Raw genomic sequence first — 14825 nt, 5'->3', positions numbered from 1 at the left:
TGATCCCGCCGGACGACACCGTTCCTGCAGCCGGTTGTTGGTGAGGCTGCAGGATCGTCGCACGGACCCGCGTCAGTGCACGTGGCCACGGCTTTGTTGTGCTCGAGCCGGTTGCAGGAACTCGGCGAGATTGCTGACCGGGCTCTGGCCCTGCGGCACGTGGAGGATCACCGATGGCCCACACAGCGATAGCTGTTCGCCGAGGCTGCGTCACCGGTGGTGTAGCGGGGGTACTGCGGGTAGATGCAGATCGGCTTGGTGGCGAGTACCTGGAAGGGCGGCGCATAGTTGTTGGCGGTTGCCACGATCGCGCTGCCCGGCGCCTTGCCGTGGAAGCTCCAGTCTTCGAGGACGCCGAACCAGTCGACGTTGCGTGGCACACCGTTTGCGGTTCCGGCGCTGGTGCCGACGCCGTAGGCCGTCTTGCCGTCGCCATCAAGGGCACTGGGGTCGATGGTTCCGCCGCAGCGGTGGTCAGTGCCCGGCGAGACGTAGAGGCGGACGAATGCGTCGGTCGCCTTCTGCCCCAGCGTCCTCACCACGGACTTGTAGTACTCCATCCCCATGGCCGCGCCCTGGGCGTAGTCGGACCATGGCACCGGGAACGCGGCGCCATCCGCTGCTGACCGGCCAGTCGCTGCCCCTCGCCACCAAGGAGCAACAGGCCATCCACCGACAGGGGCCACAACGAAGCACTCACTGGGCCCGCTCCGGCGCCCCGCCCGCCGGGTCAGGCGATCCAGCTGCCGGTGGCCGCGAGGACGGTCGAGCCGTCGAGGTCGGTGAGCTTGGTGCTGGTGAAGTCACGGGCCCACTGGGAGGTCTGCAGGCGGAACGCGGGACGGTCCGCGGTGAGCGCCTCCAGCACTGACTCGGCAGCTTCGGCCGCAGTCTGCGACTCGGTGGACATGCGGGGAACGGTGCGGTCAATGTACGCCTTGAGAGCTGGGGCGTAGGGTCCGGCGGCGGCGATCTCGGCTTCCAGATCCAGACCGATGTTGTTGACGAACTCGGTGGCCACGCCTCCGGGTTCGACCACGGACACGGTCACGCCGACGGAGGCTGCCACCGGAGCCAGGCTCTCCATGTAGCCCTCGACAGCGAACTTGGCGGCGCAGTACGCCTCGTTGAAGGGCTGGCCGACGACGCCGCCGACACTGGTGACGGTGATCAGTCGGCCGCCGGAGGACCGCAGGTGGGCAAAGGCGGCCTTCGAGACGTTGAGGACGCCGAAGAAGTTGACCTCCATGACCTGGCGCACATCGGCGACGGAGTCGTTCTCCAGCGTGCCGAGGTGTCCGGCCCCCGCATTGTTGATCACGGCGTCCAGCCGGCCGTAGTCGGCCATCACGCCGTCGACAGCTGTTGAGACGGAGCTTTCGTCGGTGACATCGAGCTGCCGGATGTCAAGGTCGACCCCGGCCTGCGCGGCGGCCTTGCGCAGAGCCTCGGCGCGGCTGGGGTCGCGCAGAGTGGCGATGGTGCGCCAGCCGGCCCGGGCGGCGGCGACAGCGGCGGCCAGGCCGATACCGGAGGAGGTACCGGTGATCAGAACAACCTTGGAGGTCATGTCAGGGCTCCCTTGTCGGAGTATTTAAGTGCGTGCACACACACCATAGGAATTGTGTGTGCATACACGCAAGCGGCTATGATCGGCCCATGGCGACGAGGAAGCTCACCCCGGTGGAGATGTCCGAGGCCGACTACGCGTTCTACGGTCTGGTGTGGGCCGGAACCGTACTCACCGAACGCGTCGACCGCGCCCTGACCAAGGCCCACGACCTGCCCGTCTCCTGGTTCGAGGTGCTGCTGTGGCTGGCCAGCAGCCCCGAACCGGTCGCCGCCTCGGTGCTCGGCAACAGCACGATGCTCAGCCGCAGCCAGGTCTCCCGCGTCCTGGACACCCTCCAGGCACGCGGAGTGGTCACCCGTACCCCGTCCAGCACGGACGCACGCTCCGTCGAGGTCACCCTCACCCCAGAGGGCCGCCGCCTGTTCGAGGAGGCCGACGCGACCCGGCGCGCCTGCCTGGCCCCCGTGTTCACGGATGTCCTCGACCAGCAGGAGCTGGAAGCCCTCGGCGCGGTGTGGCGCAAACTCAAGGCCCACAAGGACGCATAGGCGCAATACCGTGACTCTGTTGGTGATGTTGGCGGGGTCATGCGGCGGCGGTGCACAGGGTGCGGAAGTGCGTGGCCCGGCGTCGTGTTCTGGGTGCGGTGTCGATCCAGTCGGCGACGCGGGCGACGTTGCAGGCCATCGCGGTGAGGACGTGCTGTGGGTGCGGGCCAGGCCGCGGTAGCGGGAACGTCGCAGCCCGTGGGCCCGGACGTTCTGCGAGAGGGTGGCCTCGATGCCGGCGCGGATCGCGTAACTGCGCCGCCATTGCTCGGTCTGCTGGTCGAGCCGGTTTCGCGTCTGGATCTCATGCAGCGGCCCGGGGCCAACATCACCAACAGAGTCATACCGGTGACTTTGGGGTCTTGGGGTCGTTGAGTGTGGTGCGGCAAGGCCCGGGCAGTAGCGGCTGCTTTAGGGGGTGGTCAGTGCGTCGAGTTCGGCCAGGTCCACTCGCTCAGCTGTACGTGTGCGGCGCCCGCGTTGCCGGGGAGGCACTTAGGGATCTTGATGCCTGGGATCGGGATGGCGTACTCACCCGGCGCCAGCAGCCAGGCGAGCCGTTCCGACGGCCCGCCGCCGAACCGGACATGCGGTCTATGACCGCATCCGCCTCTCCGGTGCCCCCTCCTCCTGTGCGTTCTGCCGGCAAGAGCGTCCGCTGTAGTGGATGCCGCCCTCGTGACAGGCGCGGCAGACGACCAAGGTCTTGCCACACCGCCCGTCCTCCGCCTGCACCTCACGCCCGACACCGTTGCCCTTGCCGGAAACCTCGTCCGCCCAAGTCACGCGGCATGCTCGTACTCGTGGAGGATGCCGCCCAGGCGTTCATGCCTACGGATGTCGAGGCGGGCGATCTGCCCTGGATCGGTGATCGCCTGGGGCAGGGGTGCAGCGGCCGGGCGTTCGCGATGCCCTGATGCGGCCGATGGGAGTTGTAGAACCGCTCGAACTCCCGCAGGACGTGGTGGAGGTGGTGCTGGTTCCAGATCAACGTGCGGTCCAGCAGCTCACGCCGACACGTCTGCACCCACCTCTCCATAATCGAGTTCATTCGCGGCAGCTGTACGCCGCTGAGCACAGCCTCGATCCCCGCGTCCTTCAAGACGGCATCGAACAGCTCAGGGAACTTCCCATCCCTGTCCCGGATCAAGAACCTTGCCCGGCAACCCGCGTCCTCCAGGCCCATGACGAGATTCTTCGCGGCCTGGACCACCCAGGCCGCGGACGGGTGCGCGGTCGCGCCCAGGATCCGGATCCGGCGGTTGGCGTGCTCGATCACCACGAACACGTACAGCCGCGCCCCGGTCAGGGTGACCGTCTCGAAGAAGTCGCACGCCAGCAGGGCATCGGCCTGGGAGCGCAGGAAGTCGGCCCACGTGCTGGAGCTTCGTTCGGGCGCCGGGTCGATCCCCGCCTCCTTCAAGATCTCCCAGACCGTGGAGGCGGCCACCTTGATCCCCAGCACGAGCAACTCGCCGTGCACCCTCCTGTAGCCCCAGTTGGGATTTTCGCGTGCCAGGCGCAGCACCAGGGCGCGGATCGAGTGGCCGGCCCGAGCGCTTCGGCCGAGACTTGGCCGCGTGGCGACGTGCGACCATGTCGCGGTGCCGTCGCAGAACCGTGTCGGGGCGCACCAGCAGCCGAACCCTGCGCAGCACGTCCCGGGGGAGCTGGTGCAGCAACGCCGCCAGGAACGCCCGATCGACCGGGCCGAACCGCGGCCTGTCCCCGCCCAGTTGCCGCTCCAGCACCGTGATCTGATGACGCAGCGCCAGGATTTCCACGTCCTTGTCCCGGTCACTCATCGGCAGCAAGCGCAGCATGGCGAACGCGTTCGCCACACCCAGGTAGGCCAGTCGCAACAGCACGATCGATCATGTTGCCGCGCCCCTCAGCAACCGCACCAGAGCCCTGGCCCGAGCACCCGAGGGCCGGGGCCCGCGAAACCCGCATACCGCCTCGCACCTGCACGGATGAGGTTTTCGGCAAGGGCACCATCTGGTCCAGGGTTTCGGTGAGCAGGTCTCGTCGGTACTCGCCGAACACCCGGTCGGACAGGAAGACGCCGAGGCATTCGAGCATGCCCGCCTCCGGCACCCAGATGCTCGGGGGTGATCCGCGGCCCGATACGGCCTCTTCGGCGCACAGACGTAGCAATTGACTCCCTTACTCGGCTTGCCGTGGAAGCGGCGGTCAGTGGAGCGTGTGAGGGCGCTCCGCCGGCCGCCGCCTTCGTGCGTCAGTGCGTCAGTGCGTCAGGCTTGACCGGCGCCTCCGCCACCGGGGCCGTATGCCGCTGTCCCGTCACGCTGCCGAGCCAGCCGAGCAGGAACGCGACGGGCAGCGACACCAGGGCGACTGTCTGGAGCGGGAACCAGTCGATGTGCCACTCGGGCACCAGCGCCATCGGGTTGCCCGAGAAGACGGGGCTGCACACCTGGAGTCCGATCGCGGAGCCCAGGCCGCCGTACAGCGTCCACAGCAGTCCCCGGCGTGTGAAGCCGCGCCAGAACAACGCGTACACCAGCGCCGGGAGCAGGCAGGAGGCCGCCACCGCCAGGGAGAGCGTGGACAGGAAGCCCATGTTCCAGCCCTGGACCCACACTGCGCAGCAGATGCTCAGCACCCCGACCAGGGCGGACGCGATACGGGCCGCGGCCACCTCCCGGCCCTCGGTGGTACGCCCGCGGCGCACCACGTTGGTGACGAGATCGTGGGCGACCGCGCCCGCCGCCGCCAGGGTCACGCTCGCGACAACCGCAAGGGTCGTGAGGAACACCGCGCAGGCGACCAGCACGACGAGCCATGCCTCGCCCGTCTGCGCCGACGATCCTCCCGCCAGATCGCCGGTGAGCATCAGCAGGCTGCTGGTGGCTCCGGGATCGGCGGCGAGAATCTTCGGGGCACCGATCACCGCCGCGGCACCGAAGCCCATCACGGTGGTGACGAGGCAGACGGCGCCGACGATCCCGATGGTGTGGCGGACCGTACGTCGGGCGGCGGCCGGGTCGGGCGCGGTGTTGAGCTGGGTGGCGACATGGGGCAGGCACGCCACGCCCAGCACCACGGTGATCATCAGGCCGATGAAGTCGAGCGTGCTCTCGACCGGGCCGCCGGCGGCGAAGCGCAGGCCGGGACGCATATAGCCCTCGGGTCGGCCGCTGCCCCGAGCGGCGGTGTCGATGAGGGAGTCGGCGCTCCAGTGGAAGCGGTGGAGCAGCACCGCGGCCACGGCGAGCGCCATGGCGAGCAGGAACACTGTCTTGATTATCTGGAGCGCGATCATGCCTCGCATCCCGCCGAAGGCCGTGGCGCAGACGACGAGCGTGCCGATCATGACGATGACGGTCTGTTCGGCGCCCGGCCCGGAAAGGCCGAGCAGCATGGCGGTGGTCCGGCCCGCGCCGGAGAGCTGGACGATCAGATACGGGATACAGGCGCTCAGCGTGACGACGGCGGCCGCGATCCGCACGGCGGGCCCCGGGGCGCGCAGGGCGAAGGTGTCGCCGAGGGTGTAGCTGCCGCGCTCGCGCAGCGGGCCCGCCAGCAGGAGCAGGACGCCGAGCGACAGCACGGTGCACAGGGCGGCGAACAGGCCGTCGAAGCCGAAGACCGCGACGGTTCCCGTCGTACCGAGCACGGTCGCGGCGGAGAGATAGACGCCGGAGAGGACGATGGCGCCCTGCACGGGGCGCAGCCTGCGGCCCGCGGTGTAGAAGTCGTTGACCCGGTCGCGCTCGGGGCCGTTGAGCACACAGATGAGCAGCATCGGGACGATGAACGTCAGAAAGCCGACGAGGACCCAGGAGCGGGTGTCCGTGTCCAGGTCGAGGGTGCCGGGTGCCCCTGCGGCGAGCAGCATCTGAGGAAGCATCAGCGCTCCCCCTGCGGCTCGTACGAGGCCTCGCCGTAGGGGGTCTCGTCGTAAGGGGCATCGCCGTAGGGGGCGCGGTCGTAGCGCGCCGCCGTCCACAGCAGGAGCGAACCCTGGGCGAGGAGTGCGACGACGCCGAGGGTGATCTGTCCGGCGACTCGCGTGGCCAGCAGGTCCTCGGCGGTGCAGGCGAGCAGGAGGTGGACCGCGAAGGTCAGTCCGTTGACGAGCGCGAAGAATCTGCCGGGCGGGTGGGGCCGAGGTCTTTGATGGTGCTGGGGGGTGTGCGGATGGGCGTGCTGATGGGCCATGGAGCTCTCCTGGCGGGCAGGGATGCGCGCATCGCCTGGCTCGGGCGATGCCTTGCGCGGGCATTGCCCCTGACGGCATTGCCCCTGATGCGGGCTCACCAGAGCACGTACCGACCAGTCAGTCCATGCGCTTCGGGCACGCCGTTGTCCGCTCCCAACGCCGGAGGGAGGTGACTGTGCTGATGCCCATTCAGCCACCCGCGGGAAGGAAACCGGCCACGGCGGTACGGCCGCTGGGAGAGGTGACGGGCATGCGCGGCGGCCCGAGCCGGGGCACGCATCGCGTGCTCGCGGTGGACATACGTCGCAACCTGCGGCCTCAGCCGTCCACGTCGCGATCCCAGGCGTCCGCGCCGCCGAGGACGGCCGCAGGCCCGAGCAGTTGGAGTGCGTCGAACGCGAGCGTGAGCCGTACGAGGTCGCGGGGGCGGGACAGTTCGAGCCCTGTGATCTGCTCGAAGCGGCGCAGCCGGTTCAGCACCGTGTTGCGGTGGCACAGCATGTGCCGGGCCGCCTGGACCGCCGAGCCGCCCTTCTCGATCCACACCCCGAGCGTGTCGATCAGCGTTTCGCGGTCGGCGGGCTCCAGGTCGTACAGCGGCCGGAGCACCCGCAGGGCGAGTTCGGCGGACAGGTCGGGCCGTGAGATGAGCAGACCGTCGGGCAGACGGGCGTCGAGCCGGGCGACCTCGCCGTCTCCCCGGCAGGTGCGCAGGGCGAGTCCGGCCATGTCCCGCGCCCGGGGCAGGTTCTCCAGACCCTGGACGACCGGGCTGACGCCGATGCGCATGCCGGGACCGGCGTCGAGGGCGGAGACAAGCGCGCCGAGCGGGCGGTCGCCGAGATGGGCGACGAGCACATCGCGCCGGCCCCCGGTGTGGCGCAGGACGCGCATGCCGCGGATCTCCGGGACGGCGTCGGGCGTGCGGCCGAAGGGCGGCGTGGCCCGTATCTCCGCGACCGCGAAGCGTCCGTCGGGCGGCAGGTTGAGGATCGACGCCGCGTCCCGGATGAACGCCGGGTCGTTGCGGCTCTCCAGCACGGCGGCGAGGATCAGGCGCACGCGCTCGTTGTGGCGGCTGGCCACACCCTTGGCGACCTGGCGGTAGGCGTCGGCCAGCAGGACGCAGTCGCGGTCGTTGCTCTTCCACACCAGCTCGGCCACGCGCACAAGGTGGCGCTGGTCGCCGAGGCCGTCCCGCTCCACGGCGCCGATGATCCCGCTCCAGACCTCCGATCCGGCTACCCGGAAGGCGTGCAGCACCTCGTCGAGGGGGCGGCTCTCCTCGGCCCGGCGGATGCCGAGCTCACGGGTGTAGCGCTCGACGTCCACGATCCGGCCCGGGTCGAGGGCGGCCGCCAGGGTGATGCGTACGCCCTTGTACACGGACTGCGGCAGGTCGGGCGGTGCGAGCACCGGGTCGACGTAGTACGGCACCTCGGTGCGGATCCGGTCCACCACGGTGTCGCTGAAGGCCCGGCCGCGCCCGAGCAGGCGCCGGCAGGCGTGGTCGAAGAGCTGGTGCGGCGAGGGCTCGTCGGCGGGCTCGGGCAGGGGCGGCGGCGAGCCGACGGCGGTGGCGCCAGGGGGTGGACCGACGGCGGCGGCACCAGGCCGCGGACCGGCGGTGGTGGTGGCGGTGGTGACGCGGGGGCGGACCGCGCCACGGACGGAACTGGTGTGCATGGACCCTCCAGACGGACGGGGCGTGCGAGAACACCACGGCGGGTCGCCATGTCTTGCGCTGCGCGGGTCGCAGGTGGGTGGCTCCACCGGCCGGCGATCGGCGTGTGCCATGGAGCGCACCCCAAGGAATCCACATGCTAAGCAGTCGGTCATCCCCTGAAGCGAAACGTCCGTCAAATCGTGATGATCCACGCACAGCAGGAGGTACGGATTGTGCCCCCTCACAAGCGGATCACGCCCCGGCTGGGAGCTGACAGCGGCTCGCTCCCAGTCCATGGACGCCCCGCTACCACCGTGCTCTCGTAGCGCTCCAGTCCGGCGCCCGGCACGCGCTCGCTCCACGATGAGCAAGGAGAACGCCCTGATGAGCCCACCAGAGACCGAGGCAGAGACCGAGGCGGGGACCCTTCGGGTCAGCGATCTGCACGTCAGCTACGGACGGTCCGTGCAGGCGCTCCACGGGGTGTCGCTGACCGTACCGCAGGGCCGGATCGTGGCCGTACTCGGCTCCAACGGAGCGGGAAAGTCCACGCTGCTCCGTGCGGTCTCGGGGACCCTCGCACTGCACCGCGGCACGGTCGAGCGCGGCACGGTGCACTTCGACGGCGTACGGCTGAGCGGCGACGCCGCGCGGTCCGTGGCCACCGGGGTGGTGCAGGTGCCCGAGGGCCGGCGGATCTTCGGCGCCCTTTCGGTGGAGGACAACCTCCGGGCCGGGTTCCTGGGGTCGGCATGCCGCTCCCGCGCCGAGCTGCGGGCGGCCCGCGAGCGCGTCTTCGCGCAGTTCCCGGTGCTGGCCGAGCGGCGGCGGCAGGCCGCCGGGCTGATGTCCGGCGGCGAGCAGCAGATGCTCGCGATGGGCCGCGCGCTGATGGCGGCGCCGCGGCTGCTGCTCCTCGACGAGCCCTCGCTGGGGCTCGCGCCGCTGATGGTCCAGCGCATCGCGGAGATCATCCGTCAGATCAACGCCCAGGGGACCTCGATCCTCCTCGTCGAGCAGAACGCCGCTATGGCCCTGGAGCTGTCCGACCGCGCGTCGGTGCTGGACGTCGGCCAGGTGCGGCTGGAGGGGGCATCGGCCGACCTCGCCGCGGCGGACGAGGTGCGACGGCTGTACCTGGGCGAGACGTACGAGACCGGCTGCGACGCGCCCGACGCGGACGGCGACGCCGCGTACGCGACGGCCGCGAGCGCTCCGTCCGTGACGGGACCGGGACTGACCGAGCTTGGCAGGTGGCACGGATGAGCATCGGCACGACGGCCACGACCCCCGAGGCCGCCACGACCCCCCGACCGGACAGAGGACCCGGCCCGGTCCCGGCCCTCACGGTCGAGAACCTGACCGTGCGCTTCTCCGGCCTGGTCGCCCTCGACGACCTGTCCTTCACGGTCGCGCCCGGCACGATCCACGCGCTCATCGGCCCCAACGGCGCGGGCAAGTCGACCTGCTTCAACGTCATCTCGGGCGTCTACCGCGCCACCGCCGGAGCCGTCCGGTACGCGGACAAGGACCTCACCCGCCTCGCACCGCACCGCATCGCTCAGCTCGGCGTGGCCCGCACCTTCCAGAACATCGTGCTCACCCACGGGACCGTCGCCGACAACCTCATGCTCGGCCGCCACCGGCTGACCCGGGCAGGCTTCACGGCGAGCGCGCTGCGGCTGCCCCATACGGTGCGCGAGCAGCGCCGCCACCGGGAGCGCGCGGCCGAGATCGCCGACTTCCTGGGCCTAGGCCCGGCGTTCGACAAGCCGGTCGGCGGGCTCGCGTACGGCGACCGCAAGCGGGTGGAGATGGCACGTGCGCTCTGCATGGAGCCCAGACTGCTGCTGCTCGACGAGCCCGTCGCCGGCATGCACCCCACCGAGCGCTCGGCAATGGCCGAGACGATCGCCCGGGTGCGTGACGCCCTGAACATCTCGATCCTCATCGTCGAGCACGACATGGGGCTGATCATGCGGATCGCCGACTCGGTGACCGTGCTCGACTTCGGCCGCCTCATCGCGGACGGGCCGCCCGAGCGCATCCAGAACGACCCGGCGGTCATCAGCGCGTATCTCGGCACCCCGGTCCAGGACACCGAGCCGGAACCGGAATCTGCCACGGACACGGACACCGGCACGGACACCGCCGAGGCCACCGTCCCGGACACCGAGCGCGACTCGGAGGAAGCATCATGATCAAGCTCACCGAAACCATCCTCAACGGACTGGCGCTCGGCTCCGTCTACGCGCTGATAGCCCTGGGCTTCGTCGTGATCTTCAAGGCGTCCGGCGTCATGAACTTCGCGCACGGCTCCCTGCTGCTCTTCGGCGGCTATGTCACGGCCCGCCTCCACGACGCCATCGGCTTCATCCCCGCCGTCCTCGTCGGCGCCACGCTCGCCGCGGCCCTCGCCGGACTCGTCCAACTGCTGGCCACCCGCGGCCTGCGCGGCGCGGAGATCCACACGCTGACCATCCTCACCATCGGCGTGGACGTCCTGCTCAGCACCGAACTCAACCGGCAGGTCGGCGCCGACTACCTCACCATGGGCGACCCCTGGGGCGCCGATGTGACCCGGCTCGGCAGCATCACCGTCGCCGACGCCCGGATCGCGAGCATCGTCGTCGCGGTCATCGTCATCGGCGCGTTCTTCGCCGCCTTCCGCTGGTCCCGCTGGGGCCTGTCCATGCGGTCCGCCGCCGCCGACCCGGAAGCCGCGGCCCTGATGGGGATACGGCTGAACCGCGTACGGCTCATCGCCTGGTGCGTCGCCGGGGCGCTGGCCGCGCTCGCCGCCGTGTTCCTCGCCGCGTTCCCCGCGCCGGGACTCGACCGTACGACCAGTCAGATCGCCCTGAGCGCCTTCCCCGCGGCGATCCTCGGCGGCATGGACTCGGCCGCCGGCGCGCTCATCGGAAGTCTGGTGATCGGCCTGACCGCGGCGATGGCCGCCGGCTACCAGAACGAACTGAGCGTCCTCGGCGCCGGATTCTCCGATGTGGCCCCCTACCTCGTGATGGTGCTCGTGCTCCTGGTCCGGCCCACCGGTCTCTTCGGATCGAAGGAGCTGACCCGTGTCTGACACCCGCGACACCACTGGCGCCCGTGACACCACTGGCACCGTCGACACTGTGGCGGCTCCCGCCCCCGCGCCCGCCGATTCCCCGTCCGTCCAGGCCCGGTGGTCCGGCAGGCTCGTCCCCCGCGGGCGGCGCGCGGCCGCTCTGGCCGCCGGCGTACTGGTCCTGCTCGCCCTCCCCTTCTACGTCACCTCGTTCTGGCTCCAGACGGGTCTGTTCGCGATGGCCGCCGTCATCGGCGCCATCGGGCTGAACCTGCTCTCCGGGACGACGGGACAGCTCTCCCTCGGCCACGCCTTCTTCCTCGCCGTCGGCGCGTACGGCTATGTGTGGCTGGCGGCCGAGCCGTCCGGCACCGGTTCCAGCAGCCTGTACGGCCTCGGGCTCCCGCCGGTCCTCGCCTTCGTGCTTGCGATCGTGCTCGCCGGCGCGGCAGGCGGCCTGTTCAGCCCCATCTCCGGTCGGCTGCGCGGCATGTACCTGGGCATCGCCACCCTCGCCCTGGTCTTCCTCGGCCATCACATGATGCTCAACGCCCCGCATGTCACCGGCGGCTTCAACGGCCGTTCCGTACCGCCGCTGGACATCCTCGGCTTCTCCTTCACCGACACCTCCCCCGACGGGCTCGTCGTCCTCGGCGTCCCCTTCGGGGGGCTGGAGCGCCTGTGGTACGTCGGCCTGACCCTGATGGCCGTGGCCTGGCTCGCCGCCCGCAACATCCTGCGCGGACGCCCCGGCCGCGCCCTCGGCGCCGTACGCGACAGCGAGGTCGCCGCCGCCGTGATGGGAGTCCATCTCACCCGCTACCGCGCCTCCGCGTTCATCGTCTCCTCCATGTACGCGGGTGCCGCGGGCGCCCTGCTGGCCCTGGTGTTCAAGCGCGTCGTCCCCGACCACTTCGGCCTGCTGCTGTCCATCGACTACCTCGCGATGATCGTCATCGGCGGCCTCGGCTCGGTGGGCGGCGCGGCCTGCGGCGCCGTCTTCGTCGCCCTGATCCCCCACCTGCTCACCAAGTACGCCGACGACCTGCCCCTGCTCACCCCTCCCGGCACCACAGGATCCGGCGTGTCCCCGGGCGACGCGGCTCGCTACCTCTACGGCACCGCGATCGTCCTCGTTCTGATCTTCGCCCCCGGCGGCCTGGCCGGACTGGCCCACAGACGGCCGCGCCGCAAGGGCGACGACTCCCCCCGCACCCGGCGTTTCCCTCTGCGCACCCGCACAGCCCCGAAGGAGCACACCCCGTGAGAAGCACCCGAGTTGCCCCGGCCGCAGCCGTCATCGCCGCACTCGCCCTGAGCGCCACGGCCTGCAGCACCAAGAGCGGTACCGACGCGAACAGCGCCGGCAGCGACGGCATCAAGACCGGCCCCGGAGTGACGGAGAAGACCATCACCCTGGGCGCGCTCACCGACCTCACCGGCCCGTACGCCTCGCTCGGCAAGAGCATCGTCAACGCCCAGCAGCTGTACGCCGACCAGCTCAACGCCTCCGGCGGCATCTGCGGCCGGACCGTCAGGATCACCGTCAAGGACCACGGCTACGACGTCCAGAAGGCGGTGTCCGCGTTCACCGAGACCGAGCCGAACGTGGCCGCCGTGTCCCAGATGGTCGGCTCCCCGGTGGTGTCCTCGCTGTCGCAGGAGCTCGAGTCCAAGCACCTGCTCACGTTCCCGATGGCCTGGGCCTCCACCCTGCTGGGCGGCGAGTACGTCCAGGTGGTCGGCTCCACCTACGACATCGACATGATCAACGGCGTCGACCACGTCGTGCGTACGGCCAAGCTGAAGGCGGGCGACAAGATCGGCCACGTCTACTTCGAGGGTGAGTACGGCGAGAACGCGCTCGCCGGTGCCAAGTACGCGGCGAAGAAGGCGAAGCTGAAGGTCGTCGGGCAGAAGATCAAGCCCACCGACCAGGACCTGACCGCCCAGGTCACCGCGCTCAAGCAGGCCGGCGTCAAGGCGATCCTGATCAGCGCCGGTCCGCGTCAGACGGCCGCCCTGGTCGGCACCGCCGCCGCCGCGGGCTTCACCGTCCCGGTCCTCACCAGCTCGCCGGGCTTCGCCCCGCAGCTGATGGCGACCCCGGTCGGACCCGCCCTTTAGAAGATGCTCCAAGTGGTGAGCCCCGCCCCGGCGTTCGCCGACAACCCCGCCATGCAGAAGCTCGCCAAGGACTACAAGGCGAAGTACCCGAAGGACCTGCTCGACCCGGGTGTCGTCAGCGGCTGGAACGCGATCAGCGTCCTCGGCGAGGACCTCAAGGCGGCCTGCAAGGCGAAGGACCTGACGCGCGAGGGCATAGCCGCTGCCCACCGCAAGCAGTCCCGTCTCACCGTGCTCGGCGTGCCGCTGAACTTCTCGGACCGCACCAAGCCGGCGACGTACCAGTCCTTCATCCACAAGCCGGCGAAGACGGCCCCCGGCGGCCTCACGAACGTCGAACCGGCCCATGAGGTGCCCGCGGCGCGGACCTACGCCCTGCCCAAGGGCTGAACCCGCCCGGCCCAAGGCATGGCCAAGGAGCTGGAGGCGGTCCCGGCCTAGCAGGAGGAACTCGTGGTCGCGGAGCGGGTGCCGGCCAGGCTGCACGCGGAGGCGGCTGCCGGGCAGGCCCGCGGGCCGGGCGGTGCTGCTGGTGCCGCACCGGGAGAAGGACATGGACGAGAAGGCTCTGCCCGAGGAGTACCGGAAGGTTTTCGACGTCGTCCGCTCGGCCGACGAGCCGCTCATGACCCAGGACGTGTGCCGACTGCTCGGGAGCAGTGCGCAGCCGCGGTTCCGTGGCCTGGCGCAGCGCAAGGGCACGCGAGGCCTCGGATCCACATCGTCCTGGACGACGGCCTTCCGCCGGCACCGACGTCTGACCGAAACGGCGGACCGAACGCGTGAAGACCGCCCAGGTGCGCCGGGCGGTCTTCGGCATGCCCGGCAAGGAGGTGGGTTCCGTCGGCGAGGGCGCCAAGCAGCGGACGCCCTCGCCGGCCGAGCTGAAGAACCGCGGTATCCCGGACGTGCTGATCGCCTGCTGCGACGGGCTGAAGGGCCTGCCGAACTCCATCAGCAGCATCTGGGCGCCGGCGGGAGATTCAGTCTGCGTGGTGCACATGGTCCGCAACAGCCTCAAGTACGCTTCCATCAAGCACTGGCCGTAGATCGCCAGAAAATTCCGGAAGATCGACACCACTGTCACCGCGAACGCCGCCGAGGCCTGGTTCGCGCAGTTGGAGGAGATCTGGGGCGTCCGCCAACCCGGGTGGGTCACTCTCTGGCCCCGACGCCCGGTGCGAGGACCGGCTGATGCCATGTGACGTATTGAGCCCGGTCAAGCCCGGCAGCCCCCTGGGCGCCGTGATCACGGCGCGGGTGGCGGCCATCACCCGCACGGTCCTGCGAGGAACCCGCTCTGCCGTGGTGAAGCCCGCGCAGGAACCTCGCTTGTTTCCGGCCAGTCGCTGTGCTCCCAACCTCAAGGGCCTGCGCAGTGTCACGTTCTGCGCGGTCCGTAACAGGCCCACACCACAGGCAGTGGCTCCCACTCGTACGGCAGGTTCAGCCTCCGCGCCCGTGCCGGATGCGGCCCGTCAGGTCAGGCTCGGTGGGGTGATCCCGTAGCGGCGCATCTTGCGATACATCGTGGCGCGGGAGATCCCCAGGTCCCGCGCGGTGCGCTGGACGTTGGAGTTGTGGTCCATCAACCCACGCAGAATGGCGTCGCGTTCCAGCGCCTCGATGGCGGTGAGGACCTTGTGCGAGGACAC

Annotated in this window: 13 protein-coding genes and 3 pseudogenes; 7 read left to right on the top strand and 9 right to left on the bottom strand. The window is 70.3% G+C overall.

The window, feature by feature from the left end:
- Positions 1 to 167 precede the first annotated feature (167 nt).
- Positions 168 to 599 (bottom strand): tannase/feruloyl esterase family alpha/beta hydrolase, encoded by a 432-nt coding sequence (locus tag ACTWQJ_RS03365; RefSeq protein WP_443305106.1) that lies wholly within the window; start codon positions 597 to 599, stop codon positions 168 to 170.
- 131 nt (positions 600 to 730) lie between these two features.
- Positions 731 to 1570: an SDR family oxidoreductase gene (locus ACTWQJ_RS03360; protein ID WP_443305105.1), complete on the bottom strand. Its 840-nt coding sequence runs from the start codon at positions 1568 to 1570 to the stop codon at positions 731 to 733.
- Positions 1571 to 1659: 89 nt separating this feature from the next.
- Between ACTWQJ_RS03360 and ACTWQJ_RS03355 the strand changes: the two genes are divergently transcribed.
- Positions 1660 to 2121 carry a MarR family winged helix-turn-helix transcriptional regulator gene (locus tag ACTWQJ_RS03355; protein ID WP_443305104.1) on the top strand — a complete coding sequence of 154 codons (462 nt, stop codon included), beginning with the start codon at positions 1660 to 1662 and terminating at the stop codon, positions 2119 to 2121.
- 123 nt (positions 2122 to 2244) lie between these two features.
- On the opposite strand, the pseudogene ACTWQJ_RS03350 reads toward ACTWQJ_RS03355, so the two are convergent.
- From ACTWQJ_RS03350 to ACTWQJ_RS03325, 6 genes and pseudogenes are all read right to left on the bottom strand, one after another.
- Positions 2245 to 2421: pseudogene (locus ACTWQJ_RS03350) on the bottom strand (transposase); the annotation flags it as partial.
- A 482-nt stretch (positions 2422 to 2903) separates the two neighbouring features.
- A pseudogene (locus ACTWQJ_RS03345) lies at positions 2904 to 3989 on the bottom strand (integrase core domain-containing protein).
- On the bottom strand, positions 3919 to 4203 hold the full coding sequence (locus ACTWQJ_RS03340) for a hypothetical protein (RefSeq protein WP_443305109.1): 285 nt from the start codon (positions 4201 to 4203) through the stop codon (positions 3919 to 3921). Before ACTWQJ_RS03340 ends, ACTWQJ_RS03345 begins: the two are co-directional and overlap by 71 nt.
- 157 nt (positions 4204 to 4360) lie before the next feature.
- Positions 4361 to 5995 (bottom strand): sodium/solute symporter, encoded by a 1635-nt coding sequence (locus tag ACTWQJ_RS03335; RefSeq protein ID WP_443305103.1) that lies wholly within the window; start codon positions 5993 to 5995, stop codon positions 4361 to 4363.
- Entirely contained in the window at positions 5995 to 6306 is a 312-nt protein-coding gene (locus tag ACTWQJ_RS03330) for a hypothetical protein (RefSeq protein ID WP_443305102.1), read from the bottom strand. The genes ACTWQJ_RS03335 and ACTWQJ_RS03330 overlap by 1 nt, the downstream gene beginning before the upstream one ends.
- Before the next feature lie 319 nt (positions 6307 to 6625).
- Positions 6626 to 7993 carry a PucR family transcriptional regulator gene (locus ACTWQJ_RS03325; RefSeq protein WP_443305101.1) on the bottom strand — a complete coding sequence of 456 codons (1368 nt, stop codon included), beginning with the start codon at positions 7991 to 7993 and terminating at the stop codon, positions 6626 to 6628.
- 364 nt (positions 7994 to 8357) lie between these two features.
- On the opposite strand from ACTWQJ_RS03325, the gene ACTWQJ_RS03320 reads away from it, so the two are divergent.
- The 6 genes and pseudogenes from ACTWQJ_RS03320 (at position 8358) to ACTWQJ_RS03295 (ending at position 14219) form a co-directional block, all read left to right on the top strand.
- Positions 8358 to 9239 (top strand): ABC transporter ATP-binding protein, encoded by an 882-nt coding sequence (locus ACTWQJ_RS03320; RefSeq protein WP_443305100.1) that lies wholly within the window; start codon positions 8358 to 8360, stop codon positions 9237 to 9239.
- Positions 9236 to 10174 (top strand): ABC transporter ATP-binding protein, encoded by a 939-nt coding sequence (locus ACTWQJ_RS03315; RefSeq protein WP_443305098.1) that lies wholly within the window; start codon positions 9236 to 9238, stop codon positions 10172 to 10174. The genes ACTWQJ_RS03320 and ACTWQJ_RS03315 overlap by 4 nt, the downstream gene beginning before the upstream one ends.
- A complete protein-coding gene (locus ACTWQJ_RS03310; RefSeq protein WP_443305097.1) occupies positions 10171 to 11061 on the top strand; it encodes a branched-chain amino acid ABC transporter permease in 891 nt (296 codons plus the stop codon). Before ACTWQJ_RS03315 ends, ACTWQJ_RS03310 begins: the two co-directional genes overlap by 4 nt.
- Positions 11054 to 12310 carry a branched-chain amino acid ABC transporter permease gene (locus tag ACTWQJ_RS03305; RefSeq protein ID WP_443305096.1) on the top strand — a complete coding sequence of 419 codons (1257 nt, stop codon included), beginning with the start codon at positions 11054 to 11056 and terminating at the stop codon, positions 12308 to 12310. Before ACTWQJ_RS03310 ends, ACTWQJ_RS03305 begins: the two co-directional genes overlap by 8 nt.
- Positions 12307 to 13560 (top strand): annotated as a pseudogene (locus ACTWQJ_RS03300) (ABC transporter substrate-binding protein). The gene ACTWQJ_RS03305 and the pseudogene ACTWQJ_RS03300 overlap by 4 nt, the downstream one beginning before the upstream one ends.
- A 392-nt stretch (positions 13561 to 13952) precedes the next feature.
- The gene (locus tag ACTWQJ_RS03295) at positions 13953 to 14219 is read left to right on the top strand and encodes a transposase (RefSeq protein WP_443305095.1); all 267 of its coding nucleotides are present in this window, start codon (positions 13953 to 13955) and stop codon (positions 14217 to 14219) included.
- 429 nt (positions 14220 to 14648) lie between these two features.
- Here the strand turns inward: ACTWQJ_RS03295 and ACTWQJ_RS03290 are convergent, their stop codons facing one another.
- A complete protein-coding gene (locus ACTWQJ_RS03290) occupies positions 14649 to 14825 on the bottom strand; it encodes a helix-turn-helix domain-containing protein (RefSeq protein ID WP_443305094.1) in 177 nt (58 codons plus the stop codon).

This window comes from Streptomyces sp. KR55 (assembly GCF_052245645.1).
GTDB lineage: Bacteria > Actinomycetota > Actinomycetes > Streptomycetales > Streptomycetaceae > Streptomyces > Streptomyces flavusporus.
This window is presented reverse-complemented; position numbering and strand designations above follow the sequence as displayed.

Bases quoted from the DNA above. Each gene is read 5' to 3' on its own strand.
- ACTWQJ_RS03360 (WP_443305105.1), bottom strand. From the start codon at position 1,570: ATGACCTCCAAGGTTGTTCTGATCACCGGTACCTCCTCCGGTATCGGC.
- ACTWQJ_RS03355 (WP_443305104.1), top strand. From the start codon at position 1,660: ATGGCGACGAGGAAGCTCACCCCGGTGGAGATGTCCGAGGCCGACTAC.
- ACTWQJ_RS03340 (WP_443305109.1), bottom strand. From the start codon at position 4,203: ATGCTCGAATGCCTCGGCGTCTTCCTGTCCGACCGGGTGTTCGGCGAG.
- ACTWQJ_RS03335 (WP_443305103.1), bottom strand. From the start codon at position 5,995: ATGCTTCCTCAGATGCTGCTCGCCGCAGGGGCACCCGGCACCCTCGAC.
- ACTWQJ_RS03330 (WP_443305102.1), bottom strand. From the start codon at position 6,306: ATGGCCCATCAGCACGCCCATCCGCACACCCCCCAGCACCATCAAAGA.
- ACTWQJ_RS03325 (WP_443305101.1), bottom strand. From the start codon at position 7,993: ATGCACACCAGTTCCGTCCGTGGCGCGGTCCGCCCCCGCGTCACCACC.
- ACTWQJ_RS03320 (WP_443305100.1), top strand. From the start codon at position 8,358: ATGAGCCCACCAGAGACCGAGGCAGAGACCGAGGCGGGGACCCTTCGG.
- ACTWQJ_RS03315 (WP_443305098.1), top strand. From the start codon at position 9,236: ATGAGCATCGGCACGACGGCCACGACCCCCGAGGCCGCCACGACCCCC.
- ACTWQJ_RS03310 (WP_443305097.1), top strand. From the start codon at position 10,171: ATGATCAAGCTCACCGAAACCATCCTCAACGGACTGGCGCTCGGCTCC.